We start from the raw sequence: 16,189 nt of genomic DNA on the forward strand, positions 1-16,189 counted from the left end.
GAAGACTCTCCAACAATCGGCTCGCCCGCCGGTCCCTACCGTCCGCGCGCTTCGCGCGCTCCCGTCCGGGCCCTGCGGGACGAGCACTCCGGCAAGGACTCAGTTCGTTTCGCCGGCGGACTGCGAGACTGCGGCCGGGCGGTCGAGGACCGTGCCCACCTGCTCGGCACCGGCTCCGCGCGCGACGTCCATCGCGGCGATCGCGTCACGGAACATCGCGTCGTCGTGCACGCGGACGAACACCACGCGATCGCTCGCGGAATCGAGCAATCCGCGCAGCGTCGCAGTCGCGGCCTCGCGCGCCACCGGCTGCCCGGCGATCTCGAACGCGCCCGATGCCGTGACCTCGACGACGATCGGATCTCCGTCGGGCGGAGGCTCGTGATCGGAGGGCTCGCTCGGCAGGCTCACGTCGAGATCCGGCGTGAGCATCGGCGCGATCACCATGAAGATGATCAGGAGGACGAGCACCACGTCGACGAGCGGCGTGATGTTGATGTCGGGAGTCGGCTCGCCGCCGCGTCCACCCCCCGATTGCACCGACATGCCCATCAGTCCGCTCCTCCGGCGTCGGTCGCCAGGGCGACGGCGCGCGCGCCGCGGGAGCGCAGGGACTCGAACACCTGACGCACGTTGCGATAGGCCACCTGCTCGTCCGCGCGCACCAGGATGGGCGCGCTCTGCGAGCCCTGGAGGTGGCCGTCGACCACCGCGAGCAGCTCCGTCTCCGACACCTCGTCGCGGCCGAGGAACGTCCGCCCGTCGCGGGTGATCGAGATCGAGCGCGCCTCGTCGGATGGATCGGCCGTCTCCGCGTGATCGGCCTCGGGCAGCTCCAGCTCGACGGCGTTCTCGAGATATGGAGTGACGACCATGAAGATGATCAGCAGGACGAGGACCACATCCACGAGCGGAGTGATGTTGATCTCCGGACGCGGATCCTCGGTGCGCGCGCGCGGTCTCATTCGGCCGCTTCCGGCAGTGAGCGCGTCCCGATCCAGCCCGCCTTGCGCACGCCGTTGATCAGCAGGGCGGACGCGTCCTCGAGCGACGACTCGACCGTGCGCAGCTTGGCCGAGAAATAGTTGAAGAACACCACTGCGGGGATCGCGACGAGGATCCCGAGCGCGGTCGCGACCAGCGCCTCGGCGATGCCCGCCGACACCGCCGTGAGGCCACCTCCGCCGGTCGCCGCGATGCCCTCGAACGACGTGACGATGCCCGCGACCGTGCCGAAGAGGCCGACGAACGGCGCGATCGATCCGATCGTCGCGAGCACGCCGAGCCCCTTGCGGAGCTGGTCCATCTCGACTCCGACCGTCTTGTCGAGACGCGACTTGACCACGTCGATCAATTCGGTCGTCGACGGCGCATCGGCACGCGTGTCGACGTACTCCGAGAGGCCCGCCTTGATGACGTTGCCGACCGGGGTCGGGCGCGCGACTCGCACCGTCGCCGCCTCGTCGAGCTGGCCTTTCGCGATCAGCGGCGTCACCTGCGCTTCGTAGCCGGCACCGGCGCGGCGGAGCATCAGCAGCGCAATCGCCCGCTGGATCGTGATCGACATGACGACGACGGACATCAGGAGGAGAGAGATCATGACGGCCTTGGCGACAGGCCCCATCGTCTCCCAGATTTCTGCGAATCCAGTTTCCACGGTTATCTCCCGGTGATCTCGAATCGGAGGCGCTGTGTGAGGTAGATGGAAATCGGACGCCCCTGGTACACGGGCGGAGCAAAACGCCATCGCGACACCGTCGCGACGACGTGCTCGGTCAGCAGCGCCAGACCACGAACGACCTGCACCTCGCCCACCGTGCCGTCGGGCCGAATGGCGATTCGCAGGATCATCGTTCCTTCGACACGCGCGCTCAGTGCTTGCGGCGTGTGGCCCGGCTGCTCGCCGGACACGAGACGCGGCGGCGACATGTCGCTCGGCATGAAGACGGGCGTGACGGGGCCGGTGCCGGTCCCTCCGACCACGCCGCCCACCACACCCCCGAGAACGCCGCCGGAAACACCGCCCGCGACGCCTCCCGGGACACCGCCGGGAACACCGCCCGCGGTGCCCGACGCGCCTTCTGCAGGCGCGGTCTCGGTATGCGCGACTTGCTCGACCGGAGCCTCGACGGCTTCGGGCTCCGGCGTCTCGGGCTCGCTCGGCTGCTCGGTCGGAGTGACGAGCTCGTCGGGCGCGCGACGCGGTCGCACCGGACGAGGTGTTTGCGGCACCACTGCAGTCACCTCCGATTGCGGTGCTGAACTTCCGGCAGGAGGTGGTGGCGGAGGCGGCGGCGGCGGTGGACCTGGATCGAAGAATGTCAGTGTGACGGGTTCATCCGGAGGAGGGGACGTCTGGATTCCAGTCGAGAGCCAGATTGCCGCTGCGACTCCGGTGGCATGAACCGCGATCGACGTCAGTGTGCTCGTGAGATTGACGAGGTGTCGCATTTCGGAGCTCGCGACTCACTAGTCGCTGGCTATTGCATCGAGCGACGAGATTCCTCACATCCGTTTTTGCTTGTGTCCCCACGGTTTCGCCGTCGTTCACAGCGACTGATCGAAGAGCCGTCATCACTGGAAAGAGCGTAGTCGTGACGGACGGTGTCCTATTTTCGCGACTACGATTCTCGCGATGCACGTCACTCGCGGTGCGACGGAAGACGCACCGTGAAGCGCGCGCCGCGCCCGAGCTCGCTGTCGACCTGCACCGTGCCGCCGTGCGCTCGCACGATCGCGCGGACGTAGCTGAGGCCCAGTCCGAGCCCACGCTGCGCGCGACTGCGATCGGCGCGATAGAGGCGATCCCAGATCCGTTCGAGATCCTCGGGCGCGATGCCCATCCCCGAGTCCTCGACGACGATCTCGATCTCTTCGCCGGCGCGCGCCGCGCGCACCCGCGCTCGTCCTCCGCGCGGCGTGTACTTGAGCGCGTTGTCGACGAGGTTCGCGATCACCTGCCGCAGCCGCACGCGATCGCCGCGCACGACGAGGTCCTTCGTGTGCTCGACCTCCACTGCGACACCGTTCTCGTCGGCGACGTGCTCGTAGAGATCGACCACCTCGTCGATCAGCGCATCGATCGCGACCGGCTCGAGCTCGAGCTTCATCACGCCGGTCTCGGCCTCCGAGACGTCCATCAGCGCGCGCAGCATCGCGAGGACGCGATCGCTCTCCTCCACCACGTCGGCGAGCGCCGCTTGCGCGCTCTCGGTGTCGCCCGCCCGCAGCGCGATCTCCGCGGAGCCGCGCAGCCTCGTGAGCGGAGTCCGGAGGTCGCGCGCGACGTCGTCGAGCGCGCCGCGCATCCCGCCGACGAGCGTCTCGTTGCGCGCGAGCATCTGGTTGAGCAGCTCGCCCAGCTCGTCGAGCTCGTCGTTCGTTCCGCGCACCGGAACGCGCGCCGAGAGATCGCCGCTCCGCACCACCGAGCGCGCGGTCGATGCGAGCGCGCGCAGCGGCGCGAGGGCGCGGCGCGTGACGAACGCGCCGCCGAGCACCGCGACCACCAGCGCGATCCCGGCGGTCCACCCGACCGCGGTGCGCACGTCGCGCAGCAGCGCGCGTCGTGCCGAGTCGCTCAGCCCGACCTCGAGCACACGATCCGAACTCGCCCGACGCGCTCAGATCGACGAGCAGCACCACGTGCAGCTCGCGCTCCTCGGTCAGCTCCTTCACGTGCGGGCGCCCGGCGCGCGCCGTCACGTTCCAGTCGATCACGCGGACGTCGTCGCCGGGCACGTACTCGCGCACCCGGTCGAAGTCGATGCCGCGACCGCGGAACACGGAGCGGTACTGCCCCGCGAGCATCTCGGTCACCGGGCGCGCGGTGCGCAGCTCGATCCGCCGCACCTTGCGCACGATCTCCGTCACGTCGCGCATCACGGCACCGGCACGGCGGTGAGCACGTCGGCGATGATGCGATCCGCGCCGATCCCCTCGGCCTCGGCCTCGTAGGTCGTCGCGACGCGGTGGCGCAGCACGTCGAACGCGAGCGCCTTCACGTCCTGCGGCGTCACGTACGCGCGGCCGTGGAGGAACGCCCAGGCGCGCGCCGCGAGCGTCAGCGCGATCGTCGCGCGCGGCGACGCACCGAAGCGGATGCACGGGTCGAGCGCGAGCCCCACGTCGCTCGGCCTGCGCGTCGCGTGCACCAGCTGGACGACGTAGTCCTTGATGCGATCGTCGACCCGGATCGCGTTCACGATCTCGCGCGCCGACGCGATCTGGTGCAGCGCGACGACCGGCTCGACGTCGAGCCGAGGCGCGCTCGTCGCCATCGCGTCGAGGATCGCGCGCTCCTCCGACTTGCTCGGATAGCCGACGACGACCTTCATCATGAAGCGGTCGAGCTGGGCCTCGGGCAGCGCGTACGTGCCCTCCTGCTCCACCGGGTTCTGCGTCGCCATCACGAGGAACGGGCTCGGCAGCGCGTAGCTGTGATCGCCGATCGTGACCTGGCGCTCCTGCATCGCCTCGAGCAGCGCGCTCTGCACCTTCGCGGGCGCGCGGTTGATCTCGTCGGCGAGCACGAAGTTCGCGAACACCGGCCCGTGCTTCGTCACGAACGCGCCGTCCGCCGGGTGGTAGACGAGCGTCCCGACGATGTCGGCAGGCAGCATGTCGGGCGTGAACTGGATGCGCGCGAAGTCCGCCTCGACGGCCTGCGCGAGCACCTTCAGCGAGAGCGTCTTCGCGAGACCGGGCAGCCCCTCGACGAGCACGTGCCCGTTCGTCAGCAGCGCGAGCAGCAGCCGATCGACGAGCCCCTTCTGACCGACCACCACGCGCGCGAGCTGCGCGCGCAGATCACCGACCCACGCCGAGTTGTCGCGCACCGCCTGCTGCAGCAGCGCGACGTGCGGGCTCTCCGCACCACGCGGCGCGCGCGTCGTCCTCTCCTCGAGCATCTCTCGTCCTCCTCGCGCGGCATGCAGCGCCACGACGAGGAGGACTCTGGGAGACGGACCTGATCGGACCTTGGCCGCTCCATGACAAAACGATCATGTTCAGCCGCGCGTCGTCACCCCCGCCGCTTCGCGCGCGACCGTCGCGAGCGCGGCCCAGTCCTGCTGCCCGCGTCCCTTCGCGATCCCCTCGAGGATGTGATCGCGCAGCAGGCTGGCGATCGGCAGCGGCGCGCGCAGCTGCGTGCTCGCCGCGAGCGCGAGCGAGACGTCCTTCAGGCCGAGCTCGAGCCGGAACCCCGCGGGCTCGAGCTCGCCGCGCGCGATGCGCTCGCCGTAGCCGCGCAGGATCGGCGACGCGACCACCGTCTTGCCGAGCACCTCGACGAGCCGCTCCGGCGGGATGCCCGCCTTCTCGCCGAGCGCGGTCGCCTCGCCGACGAGCTCGATGGTGCTCGCGATCGCGAAGTTCGCGATGATCTTCGTGAGGTGCGCGTGCGCCGCGGTGCCGGTGTCGAGCGTGCTTCCGCCGATCGCATCGAAGATCGGCCGCGCGCGCGCCACCACCGCGGGCTCGCCGCCGACGAGGACGGTGAGCGCGCCGCGCTCCGCGGCATCGGGACGCCCGAGCACCGGCGCCGCGACGTAGTGCGTCCCGCGTCGCGCGTGCGCGTCGCTCAGCTCCTGCGCGAGCGTCCACGAGATCGTGCTCGTGCCGACGTGGACCGCGTCCGGCGTCATCGCGTCGAGGAAGCCCTCGCGCCCGAGCGTCGCGTCGCGCACCGCGGTGTCGTCGGCCAGCGACGTGATGACGAGCGCCACGTCGCGGACCGCCTCGCGCGGCGTCGCGCACAGCTCGAGACCGTCCGACGGCGCCACGCGTCCCGGCGTGCGGTTCCACGCCCGAACCCCCAGACCCGCACGCTGCAGGCTCGCCACCATCCCGCGCCCCATGTGACCCAGGCCCAGGAACGCCACCGTCGGTCTCGCAGTCATGAGCACGCCGATAGGCTCGCCCCGCTCTGCCTCAAATCGCGCGAGGTGGACGACCGAGGGCGCGCCTACGTGAGGAGAGCGGATGACCGAGACGTCGGCGCTGAGAGCGTTGGTGGCGCTGCTCGCCGTGCTCGTCGTCGTGGGCGTGGTCGCGCGGCGGCTGCGCGTCGCGCCATCGATCCTCACCGTCGTCGCGGGCGGCGGGCTCGCGCTCGTCCCCGGCGTCCCGCGCTTCGAGCTGGTGCCCGAGCTCGTGCTGCTGATCGTGCTGCCGCCGATCATCTACGACGCCGGCGTCAACATGAGCTGGCGCGAGTTCCGCGCGAACATCCGCTCGATCGGCTTGCTCGCCGTCGGCTGCGTCGTGTTCACGATGTGCACCGTCGCCGCGGTCGCGCACTTCTTCCTCGGCCTCGACTGGGCGCTCGCCTTCGTGCTCGGCGCGATCGTCGCGCCGCCCGACACCCTCGCGCCGATCGCGATCGCACGACACCTCGGCATCCCGCGCGACGTGCTGGTGATCCTCGAAGGCGAGGGCCTCGCCAACGACGGCACCGCGCTCGTGCTCTATCGCTTCGCGGTCGCCGCGGTCGCGGCCGGAGCGTTCTCGGTCGGCGAGGTGCTCGCGACGTTCTCGCTCATCGTCACCTGCGAGCCGCTCTGGGGCATCGCGGTCGGCTGGGCCGGGCTCCGCCTGCGCCGCTGGCTCGCCGATCCCCACCTCGAGATCGTGATCTCGATGCTCATGCCCTACGCCGCGTTCTGGGTCCCCGAGGAGCTCGGCGGCTCGGGCGTCATCGCGACGATCACCGCGGGCCTCTACGTCAGCTGGAACGGTCCGATCCTCATCTCCGCGGCGACACGGGTGCAGGGCATCTTCTTCTGGGACCTCGGCATGTACGTCATCGAGGGCCTCGTGCTGCTCTACACCGGGCTGCAGGTCCGCACGATCGTCGACGGGCTCGAGACGGCCGACGTCGCGCAGCTGCTGAGCGCGACCCTGATCGTCACCGCGATCCTCGTGCTCAGCCGCTTCGCGTACGTCTTCCCCACCGCGTACGTCTCGGTGTGGGTCGAGCGCGCGATGGGGCACGCGATCGCGTGGCCTCCGTGGCGCGGCGTGCTGCTCGTCGCGTTCGTCGGCGTGCGCGGCATCGTCTCGCTCAGCGCCGCGCTCGCGCTTCCCTTCACGACCCACGCGGGCGCGGAGTTCCCGGGGCGCGAGCTGATCCTCGTCGTGACGTTCGGCGTCATCATCATCACGCTCGTCGGCCAGGGGCTCCTCGTGCCGGCGCTCACCGTCCGACTCGGGCTCGCGGATCGCGCGAAGCAGGAGCGAGAGGTCGAGCAGGAGCAGGAGCTCGCTGCGCGCCAGTCCGCGCTCGACGCGGCGCGACGCAAGCTCGAGACGATCGCGGGCGAGCGCCACATCGAGGCTGACGCGCTCGAGTTCGTCCGCGGCCGCCACGATCAGCGCGCGCGCCTCATCCCCAGCGATCTCGGCGAGGGCCTGAACGTGAAGCGCCTCGGCGCCGCGCTGCGCATCGAAGCGATCGAGGAAGAGCGAAGGGCGATCCGCGAGCTGCTGCGCGAAGGCAAGCTCACCGACGACGCGCGCCGCCGCCTCGAGCGCGAGCTCGACCTCGAAGAGCAGGTGCTCTCCGCGCGGCGAGGGCACTGACGCCGTCGCGATCCCGAGCCGTCGCGGCGATCACCTCGTGCGGCGAGGACGCTTCGCCGCGAGGTACGCCCGACCGCGCGGCGAGATCTCGTAGCCGACCTCGAAGCTCTGGGTGAGCCCGAGCTTCTTCAGCTTCCGCACGTCCACCTTGAACGGTAGCGTCTCGCGCCCGAGCTTCTTCGCGAGCTGCGACGCCGCGACGCGCGGGTTCTTCTCGATCAGCGCCAGCGTGCGCGCCGTCCACGCCCCGCCCTCGTCCATCCGCGCGAGCTTCGCGCGGATGGTCGCGATCTCCTCGGGCGTCGGCTCGGCCTCGAGCGCGAGCGTCACGCGATCTCCGTCGCCCCCGTGGTGGAGCTCGATCCGATAGAGCTCGCTCCTCTCGTCGAGCGCCGCGTCGCGCGCCGTGCGCACGTAGTCGACGAGCGCGTCGCGCGAGTCGAACCCGGCACGCGCCGCGTCGTCCTCGGTGATCTCCGAGACCCGCACCCGCTCGATGCGATCGACCTCGAGCACGCCGATCGGATGACAGCGATAGCGCCCACCGACCTTCACGTGCGGCTTGTCCCACCGGCGGAACGTCAGCGTGATCGCGCCACTCGTGAGTCCCTCGTGGAAGCGCTTCTGGAACAGCAGCATGCGCGCGGCAGCGTACCGCCGCGCGCATGCCGGCACGACCCACGGACTCTCGAACATCGGCTCGCCCGCCGGTCCCTACCGTCCGCGCGCTTCGCGCGCTTCGCGCGCTACCCGTCCGCGCGCTTCGCGCGCTCCCGTCCGGACCGGCGGGACGAGCACTCCAGCAGAGACTCTCGAACATCGGCTCGCCCGCCGGTCCCTACCGTCCGCGCGCGTCGCGCGCTCCCGTCCGGGACCGGCGGGACGAGCACTCCGGCAAAGACTCACTCGAGCTCGCAGTCGCTCGTGCTGCTCGATCCCGGGTACGCGAGGGTCGCGGGATCGGTGCGACCGAACGTCATGTACCAGGCCGACTCGATCCGACCGCCCGCCGGCACGAACACCTCGAACTCGCCGCTCGTGACGTCGTAGCGCCGCACCTGACCGCTGAACGCGAAGCCGCTCATCCCGACGAAGAGGCAGCCCTCGGGCCCGAAGATCAGCGCCTGCGCCGAGGCGCGAAGCTGACGCGGCGCCCACAGCGGGATCGTGTCGACCAGCGTTCCGTCGATCTCGTAGACGACGATCCGATCGACGTCGTCCAGGTTCGCGCGATCGGGAAAGCTGGTGACGTAGAGCCGACCATCGGGCCCGAACACGAGCCCTTCGGGGCGATGGAGATCACAGGTCGCGTCGGCGCAGTCGACGACCACCGCCTCGAAGCCCGACTCGGGATCGAAGCGCAGCACCTGACCTCGGATGCCGGCGCCGGTGAGATCGGGGCTGTTCGAGACGTAGAGCTCGCCGTCGGGACCGAAGACGACGCCGCGCGGACGAAGCTCCGCGGTGAGCCCCGCGGTCGAGAGGTCTCCGAGGTGCTCGCCGGTCGTGCTGTCGAACGTCGCGACGCGACCGCTGGGCCCACCGACGTCCGCCACGTACAGCACGCCGTCGGGCCCCACCACGATCCCGCGGGGCGCGAAGGGCCCGCCTTCGTCGCGTCGTGTCACGAGCTCGTCGACGAAGTCGCCGTCGCGCCCGTCGTACTCGTTGATCTCGCCCGCGTACGGCCGGTCCGTGTGCTGGTTCGCGACCAGCAGATCTCCGCGCACCGCCGGGCTCGGCCGCGCGAACACGAGCCCCATCGGTCCGTGGAGACCGCCGCTGTTCCGCTTCACGAAGAGCCCGAGGTACTCGCCGGTCTCGGCGTCCACGTAGGGAACGCTATTGGTCGCCGGGTCTCCCACGTAGAGCGCGTCGCCTCGGACGAGCGCTGCAGCGTGCGAGCTCGAGTCGTTCGTCGCGCACGCGCCGAGCGCGAGCGAAGACGGAAGTACGCAGAGCGCTGCCGCGAAGGCAGCACGATGTCGGGTCGCCATCGACGTGAACCTCCTGTGCGACGGAGCCGCCGAGCGGCTCGTCCGTGCCGAGAAGCGATGGAGTCGTGGACCGCCGCGCGCGCGGACGGCGACGCCGGCGGATACCGGCGCACCTCGCGAGGAGCGTGGACACGCCCACGGGCGCCGCGAGTCCGCGCGCGACGTAGACACCCGCGCCTGCTTCGTCTCGCGAACGCCCTGCGGGGTGAACGCGTCGCGCGGTGACGGATCGCGATCGTCCTCGCCAATCGTCGATTCTCCTCATCAGGAAGCACAGGAATGATCACAGGCCGCGTCCTCTCGTTCGTGTCGATCTCGATCCTCGCGCTCGGCGCGATCATCGCGGGCTGCAAGCCCGCCACCAGCGGCGACGGCCGCGACGACGCCGGCAGCGACGGCTGCGCGTCGAGCGCCGAGTGCGACGACGACAACGAGTGCACGCGCGACGTGTGCCTCGACGGCGTCTGCGAGAACACCGCGCGCGAGGCCTCGTGCGACGACGGCATCGTCTGCAACGGCACCGACGAGTGTGAAGGCGGCGAGTGTGTGCACTCCGGCGATCCCTGCGAGGCGCCGACGACGTGCGACGAGCAGCGCGACCTCTGCGTCGGCTGCGAGAGCGACGACGACTGTCCCGCGGCGACCGAGGGCGACTGGAGCGACTGCGAGTTCGCCGAGACCTGCGACGTCGCGGGCACGCGCGAGCGCCACTCGCGTCGATTCGCGTGCACCGAGGGCGCGTGCGTCCCCGACGAGCGCATCGAGAGCGAGGAATGCACCCGCGACACCGAAGGCACCGCGTGCGCGCCCGCAGGGTGCGGCGAGTGGTCGGAGTGCGGCGGCTTCGCCGACGCGTGCGACGGAAGCGGCGAGCAGACCCGCACGTGCACCGAGAGCGTCTGCGCGGGCGGCACCTGCTCGGTCACCGAGCGCACCGAGACCCAGGCGTGCGTGCGCGACACCGAGGGCGATGCCTGTGCCGATCCCGAGTGCGACGGCTTCACCGAGTGCGCGTACGACCACGCGTGCGACGACCTCGGCACTCGCTCGCGCACCTGCCGCCCCCGCGTCTGCGCCGCGGGCGCGTGCGTGCTCGGCACCGCGTACGCCGACGCCCAGACCTGCAACCGCGTGACCGAGGGCACCCAGTGCGCGCCCGACAACTGCGGCGCGTACGGCGAGTGCGACTACAGCGACGACTGCGACGACGACGCGAGCCGCGAGCGGAGCTGCCAGTCGACGCACTGCCAGGCGGGCGCGTGCGTCCAGGTCCGCACCCGCGTCGACGTCGAGGCGTGCTCGCGCGATCAGAACGGCCGCGCCTGCGACGACGGCGATCCGTGCACGATCATCGATCGTTGCCGCAACGGCTGGTGCGAGGGACAGGACTGCTCGAGCTGCTGCGGCGGCGATCCGTTCTGAGGATCGCCTCGCCGTGTTGTAGAAACCGGCGATGGCGATCGAGACGACATCGTTCGAGTCCCGCGGCGAGCGCTGCGCGGCGACCTGGTACTTGCCCGACGCAGTCGGGGAGCGCTGGCCGTGCGTGGTGCTCGCCAACGGCTTCTCGGGCACGCGGGACTGGATCCTCCCGGACTTCTGCCGGCGCTTCGCCGCGGCCGGCATCGCGGCGCTGGCGTTCGACTATCGCCATCTCGGCGAGAGCGGGGGAGCGCCGCGGCAGATCGTCGACGTGGGCGAGCAGCGCGCCGATCTCCTTGCAGCGCTCGCCCACGCGCGGCGCGACCCGCGCATCGATCCGCGTCGAGTCGCGCTGTGGGGGACCTCGCTCGGCGGGAGCCATGCGCTCACCGTCGCGGCCGACGACCCGGACCTCGCTGCGCTGATCCTGAACATGCCCGCGATCGACGCGCTGTCCGGCGCGAACGTCGAGGAGAAGCGGAAGCGCGCCGGGGTCAGCCGTGCTCGCACCGTCGCGATCACGCTCCGACTCGTCGGCGCAGCGCTGCGCGACCTCTCACGTGCCGCGCGCCGCGCGGACCCGCTCTACCTCGGAGTCTACGGCGAGCCCGGCGAGGCGTTCTTCACGGATCCCGAGCTCGCGCCACGCTTCCGTCGTGTCGCCGAGGGCAGTCCGACCTGGCAGAACCGCGTCGCCGCGCGCTTCTTGCTCGGCGCGCCGCGCTACCGCAGCGGCACGTTCGAGCGCGTGAAGGCGCCCATCCTGATCTGCTTGGCCGAGCACGACCTCGAGGTCTCCGCGGACTTCATCCGTGCGAAGGCGAAGGGCGCGGCGCGCGTCGACATCCGCACGTACCCCGTCGGCCACTTCGACCTCTATCACGGCGACGCGTTCGAGCAGGTGGCCGCCGACCAGGTGGCGTTCCTGCGCGCGCACCTCGGCCCGCGCTGATCGAATCACCGCCGGAACGCGAGTCGCTCGCGTGCACGGCTCGCGACGAGCTCGTCGGCGTCGCCGGTGAGTCGCTCGAGCACGGCGAGCGGCGCCTTCGCGTTGTGCACGATGGCCACTTCGCGCCCTGGCAGGAGCACGTCGTGCGCTGTTCCAGCGCTCTCGCGTTTTCCGCAGCGTCCGCGTGCAGCACCGCCGGACGGCGCGCTCGACACGCGAGATCGCTCGACGTGTACCCTGCGCGCACCGTGAATCGAGAACTCCAGGCGCTCCTGCTCCTCTCGGTCGCGAGCCTCACGACGGCGTGCGGGCGCGACTCGGATCCTTCGTCCGACTCGGCATCGCCGCTCTCCGTCTACGGCCCACACGAGGAAGCGGTGCTCGGCGCGCCCGTCTCGATCGAGCCAGTGCGCGGCGGCCTCCGCCTTGCGGCGCGCGACGCCAGACCGAGTCGGCCCTCGGTGACGCTGGACGATGCCGGACGATGCGAGATTCGCTTCGCCGACGGAACGGTGCTTCGGGTCCGCGAGCGTGGTGCGCTCGGTGCGCCGTCCCCGCTTCGCGGGACCATCGGATGGCGGCGCGAGGATGGTCGTGCGTACTGGAGCGCGGCGGGGGGTGCCGTCGAGGAGTGGATCGACGTGGACGCCGGTCTCGCGCACGGCGACGCGCCCGTCGTGACCTGGGAGATCGAGAACGGCTCGGTGCGCGCGGGGGAGTGGGGCATCGACGTCCTCGACGCAGCGGGAGTCGCGCGAGCTCGTGTCACCGCGCCCAGTGCGTGGGCTGCGGACGGCGAGGCCGTTCCCGTGCGGCTGGCAGTCGAAGACGGACTGCTCGCGCTCTACGCAGATGCCGATGGGCGGCGCGTGCTGGTGGATCCGGTCTGGACGCCGACTGGCGTGATGCCCGACGTCTGGACCGCCGGCGAGACCGCGGATCCGATCGCAGTGCTTCCGGACGCCGTCTTCGTGGTCGGCGCGAGACACGCCGGCGGCTTCGAGCAGAAACGCGCCGTACGGTACGACATCGGGACGAGCCTCTGGTCGCCCGCGCCCTCGCTCATCGTGGAGCGCAGCGGCCACACCATCTCCGTTCTTCCCGACGGTCGCCTGCTGGCGGTAGGCAGCTTGCTCACCGGTCGCGTCGAGCGATTCGACCCCGCCGCGATGGAGTGGACCGAGGTCGCTCCCACGAGAGCCGGTCGACGATGGCAACACACCGCGACGGAGCTCACGGACGGCACCGTTCTCGTGAGCGGCGGATGGAGCGGAACGATGCCCGTGACCGCCGCCGAGCGATACGAACCGACCACCGACACCTGGAGATCGGCCGGTACGTTGAACCACGGGCGGTTCTGGCATACCGCCACGCGACTGCTCGACGGGCGGGTGCTCGTTGCGGGCGGATCGCAGCAGGACGGACTGACTGCGACCGCCGAGATCTTCGATCCCGGGACGAATACCTGGGCCGTCGTGGCGAGTCTGTCGCTTGCACGGTGCCGCCACCGTGCAGCGCTGCTTCCGGACGGCCGGGTGCTCGTCGTCGGAGGTCTCAGCACCCTCGGGCGCACCACCAGCGCCGAGATCTACGACGTGACTTCGAACCGCTGGACGCCGACCGGCGGCCTCGCCGCGCCGCGCGACTACCACACGGCCACATCGCTGCCCGACGGGACCGTGCTCGTCGCCGGAGGAGTCGGTCTCTCGGAAGTCGGAATGGCGTCGACCGAGATCTACGTGCCCGCAACCGGTTCGTTCCGGGCGGGGCCCTCGATGACTCAGGGCCGTTCCGATCATGCCGCCGCGCTCCTTCCAGGCGGACGCGTGATCGTCGTCGGGGGCCGAGGTGATCGAGTGAGCCTCTCGTCGTCGGAGATCCTCGTCGAGGACGCGTGTGGCAACGGGACGCTCGACTCCGGCGAGGGATGCGACGACGGCAATCGGCAGAACGGCGACTGCTGCTCTGCGCTCTGCCGAATCGAGGTCGCGGGCACGCTCTGCCGGCCGGGCGCGGCGTGCGACGCCGCCGAGGTGTGCGACGGCGTGACCGCTGCGTGCCCGCCCGACGTCCTCGCGCCGGCAGGCATCGAGTGCCGCCCTGCTGTCGGGCTCTGTGACGCGGCGGAGGAGTGCACCGGAACGAGCGCGGACTGTCCCGAAGACGGCTTCGCTCCGTCCGGCGTCGAGTGCCGCGCTGCGGCGGACATCTGTGACGTCACGGAGCACTGCACCGGGACCTCCGCGGCGTGTCCGCGGGACGCGTTCGTCTCGACGGGCACGGAATGCCGTGCGGCGACGGGCGTGTGCGATGTCGCGGAGCGCTGCTCCGGCGCCAGCGCCGCATGTCCGGCGGACGTTCTCGCTCCGAACGGTACGGAGTGTCGTGCCGCGGCGGGCCCGTGCGACGTCGCGGAGACGTGCTCCGGCAGCAGCGCTTCGTGCGGTGATGACGCGTTCGCCGGCGCGGCCATCGTGTGTCGCGCGCAGCGCGGGGACTGCGATATCGCCGAACGCTGCGCCGGAATCGGCGCCGCGTGTCCCGACGACGTTCTGGTCCCGGCGGCCACCGAGTGTCGCGCCGCCGGAGACACGTGCGATGTCGCGGAGCTCTGCAGTGGGCTCGATCCCTTCTGCCCGGTGAACGCGTTCGCCGCGGCCGGTGCGGAGTGCAGATCAGCCGCGAACGAGTGCGATTCGCCGGAGCTCTGCACGGGCACTTCCGCCGTCTGCCCGCTCGACTCGGCTCGCGCCGAAGGGTCGGTGTGTGGTCCGAACGCAACGGAGGCATGCGACGTCCCGGACGCGTGCGTCGGCGTGGTCGGAGCGAGCGCCCGATGCGTAGCGCGCGTCGCGACCAGCGGCACACCGTGCGGGACCGCGCGCTGCGCGTCGGGTGTGGAGAGCGAATCCCGCTGCGACGGAGCGTCGCTCGCCTGCCCGCCGGCGGCCGAGCGAGCCTGCGAGCCTTTCGCATGCGGCGAGTCGAGGTGCCTCGTCCGCTGCTCGACCGACGAGCACTGCGCGGCCGGGTACGAGTGCGACGGCGAGGGCTGCGTTCCCGAAGCTCCCGACTCGGGCATGCAGGTGCTCGACGCCGCGCTCGTCGCCGACGCGGGGGTGCCCGTCGATGCTTCGGACGACGAGCTCGACGCGGGCTTCGATGCGGCAAGCATAAACACCGACGCATCGCTCGACCCCCCTGCGCCCACTTCGAGCTGTGGCTGTCGAGCGACGGGCTCGCGCTCGCGCTCGGCGCCCGTCGCGCTTCTCTTCGGAGCGCTCACGCTCCTGGCGCGTCGCCGGCGGCGCTCGGCCGACGCGCCCGTCACACGGTCTCCGTCGTCAGCACCCGGGTCGTGATCCTCGCGCCGCGCGACAGCACGCGCGTCACCGGGGTGTCCTCGCATGCGCGCTCGAGCTCGGCGCGCTGCGCGTCGTCGAGCGCCGCGTCGACGTGCACCAGCCGTCCGATGCCCGTCCTGCCGTCGCGCTCGACGTGCGAGATCTCGATCGCGACGTCGCCGAGGTCCCACGCGCGTCGCCGCGCGAGCGCCTCGATCGCGCGCCCCGTGCACGCGCCGAGCGCGGCGAGCAGCAGCTCGCGCGGGCGCGCCTCGCCCTCGCTCCACGTCTCGTCGCGGAACAGGTGCGTTCGTACGAAGGTCCGCAGCGTCATTGCAGCACCGTCGCCGCGAGGCCGCGCGCTTCCTGTCGTCGGCGGCGCCGCGCGATCCGCAGCGCGCGCGGCAGATCGTGATCGCACGCCGGCCGCGTGGTGATCGCATCGGCGAGCGCGATCTCGGGCGCGCTCACGCTCGAGGGATCGTCGGCGAGCAGCACGAGCCCCGGCCGTCGCCGCGCGCCCGCGGCCCGCATCTGCGCGAGCAGCTCGAGCACGTCGAGCTCCCGCATGTCTCGCTGCGCGACCAGCACGTCGGCGGCGAGCCTCGGCAGCATGCGCAGCGCCTCGAGCGGCGACGCGAACGTCAGCACCCGAGCGCCCAGCTTGCTCACCAACATCTCCACCCGCCGCGCGCTCCACGCGTCCTCGTCGACCACCGCGACGAGCTCGCGCACCGGCGCACGGAGCACACTTAGGCCGAAGGCCTCCGGCTTCGTCTCGGACCACACGTTCATTTCGACTCCTCCTCTCGTCGTCGAGGAGGACATCTGGTGACGGCCAGCGGGATCGCCCAACAGATAATCTGCGGCGCGCCCTTCGCTTTTCTCCA

At 71.2% G+C, this 16,189-nt stretch carries 15 protein-coding genes and 1 pseudogene; 4 read left to right on the forward strand and 12 right to left on the reverse strand.

The window, feature by feature from the left end:
- Positions 1 to 99 precede the first annotated feature (99 nt).
- The 8 genes and pseudogenes from I5071_RS43040 to I5071_RS43080 form a co-directional block, all read right to left on the reverse strand.
- Positions 100 to 552 (reverse strand): ExbD/TolR family protein, encoded by a 453-nt coding sequence (locus I5071_RS43040; RefSeq protein WP_236519224.1) that lies wholly within the window; start codon positions 550 to 552, stop codon positions 100 to 102.
- Entirely contained in the window at positions 552 to 965 is a 414-nt protein-coding gene (locus tag I5071_RS43045) for an ExbD/TolR family protein (protein WP_236519225.1), read from the reverse strand. The genes I5071_RS43040 and I5071_RS43045 overlap by 1 nt, the downstream gene beginning before the upstream one ends.
- The gene (locus I5071_RS43050; protein WP_236519226.1) at positions 962 to 1,747 is read right to left on the reverse strand and encodes a MotA/TolQ/ExbB proton channel family protein; all 786 of its coding nucleotides are present in this window, start codon (positions 1,745 to 1,747) and stop codon (positions 962 to 964) included. The genes I5071_RS43045 and I5071_RS43050 overlap by 4 nt, the downstream gene beginning before the upstream one ends.
- Entirely contained in the window at positions 1,660 to 2,211 is a 552-nt protein-coding gene (locus I5071_RS43055) for an energy transducer TonB (protein ID WP_236607730.1), read from the reverse strand. Before I5071_RS43055 ends, I5071_RS43050 begins: the two co-directional genes overlap by 88 nt.
- A gap of 431 nt (positions 2,212 to 2,642) precedes the next feature.
- On the reverse strand, positions 2,643 to 3,599 hold the full coding sequence (locus I5071_RS43065; protein ID WP_236519227.1) for a HAMP domain-containing sensor histidine kinase: 957 nt from the start codon (positions 3,597 to 3,599) through the stop codon (positions 2,643 to 2,645).
- A gap of 34 nt (positions 3,600 to 3,633) precedes the next feature.
- Positions 3,634 to 3,882 (reverse strand): annotated as a pseudogene (locus I5071_RS47125) (DUF58 domain-containing protein); the annotation flags it as partial.
- A complete protein-coding gene (locus I5071_RS43075; protein WP_236519228.1) occupies positions 3,882 to 4,910 on the reverse strand; it encodes an AAA family ATPase in 1,029 nt (342 codons plus the stop codon). The gene I5071_RS43075 and the pseudogene I5071_RS47125, both read right to left, overlap by 1 nt.
- Before the next feature lie 99 nt (positions 4,911 to 5,009).
- Positions 5,010 to 5,903 carry an NAD(P)-dependent oxidoreductase gene (locus tag I5071_RS43080; protein ID WP_236519229.1) on the reverse strand — a complete coding sequence of 298 codons (894 nt, stop codon included), beginning with the start codon at positions 5,901 to 5,903 and terminating at the stop codon, positions 5,010 to 5,012.
- A gap of 82 nt (positions 5,904 to 5,985) precedes the next feature.
- Here I5071_RS43080 and I5071_RS43085 point away from each other — a divergent pair, with 82 nt between their 5' ends.
- Positions 5,986 to 7,584, forward strand: a complete 1,599-nt coding sequence (locus I5071_RS43085; protein WP_236519230.1) for a Na+/H+ antiporter — start codon at positions 5,986 to 5,988, stop codon at positions 7,582 to 7,584.
- Positions 7,585 to 7,614: 30 nt separating this feature from the next.
- Here I5071_RS43085 and I5071_RS43090 read toward each other — a convergent pair whose 3' ends face one another.
- Together I5071_RS43090 and I5071_RS43095 are read right to left on the reverse strand one after the other, a co-directional pair.
- Positions 7,615 to 8,223 (reverse strand): ASCH domain-containing protein, encoded by a 609-nt coding sequence (locus I5071_RS43090; protein WP_236519231.1) that lies wholly within the window; start codon positions 8,221 to 8,223, stop codon positions 7,615 to 7,617.
- A 263-nt stretch (positions 8,224 to 8,486) separates the two neighbouring features.
- The gene (locus I5071_RS43095; protein ID WP_236519232.1) at positions 8,487 to 9,581 is read right to left on the reverse strand and encodes a hypothetical protein; all 1,095 of its coding nucleotides are present in this window, start codon (positions 9,579 to 9,581) and stop codon (positions 8,487 to 8,489) included.
- A gap of 279 nt (positions 9,582 to 9,860) precedes the next feature.
- On the opposite strand from I5071_RS43095, the gene I5071_RS43100 reads away from it, so the two are divergent.
- The 3 genes from I5071_RS43100 to I5071_RS43110 all read left to right on the forward strand — a co-directional run bounded on the left by I5071_RS43100 (position 9,861) and on the right by I5071_RS43110 (position 15,317).
- Entirely contained in the window at positions 9,861 to 11,003 is a 1,143-nt protein-coding gene (locus I5071_RS43100) for a hypothetical protein (RefSeq protein ID WP_236519233.1), read from the forward strand.
- 31 nt (positions 11,004 to 11,034) lie between these two features.
- Positions 11,035 to 11,955 (forward strand): alpha/beta hydrolase, encoded by a 921-nt coding sequence (locus tag I5071_RS43105; protein WP_236519234.1) that lies wholly within the window; start codon positions 11,035 to 11,037, stop codon positions 11,953 to 11,955.
- Between the two features lie 248 nt (positions 11,956 to 12,203).
- Positions 12,204 to 15,317 (forward strand): kelch repeat-containing protein, encoded by a 3,114-nt coding sequence (locus I5071_RS43110; RefSeq protein WP_236519235.1) that lies wholly within the window; start codon positions 12,204 to 12,206, stop codon positions 15,315 to 15,317.
- On the opposite strand, the gene I5071_RS43115 is transcribed toward I5071_RS43110, so the two are convergent.
- Positions 15,283 to 15,633 (reverse strand): OsmC family protein, encoded by a 351-nt coding sequence (locus tag I5071_RS43115; protein WP_236519236.1) that lies wholly within the window; start codon positions 15,631 to 15,633, stop codon positions 15,283 to 15,285. The two genes, I5071_RS43110 and I5071_RS43115, sit on opposite strands and share 35 nt — an antisense overlap.
- A complete protein-coding gene (locus I5071_RS43120; protein WP_236519237.1) occupies positions 15,630 to 16,094 on the reverse strand; it encodes a response regulator in 465 nt (154 codons plus the stop codon). The genes I5071_RS43115 and I5071_RS43120 overlap by 4 nt, the downstream gene beginning before the upstream one ends.
- Positions 16,095 to 16,189 lie beyond the last annotated feature (95 nt).

It is taken from the genome of Sandaracinus amylolyticus (genome assembly GCF_021631985.1).
Taxonomy (GTDB): domain Bacteria; phylum Myxococcota_A; class Polyangia; order Polyangiales; family Sandaracinaceae; genus Sandaracinus; species Sandaracinus amylolyticus_A.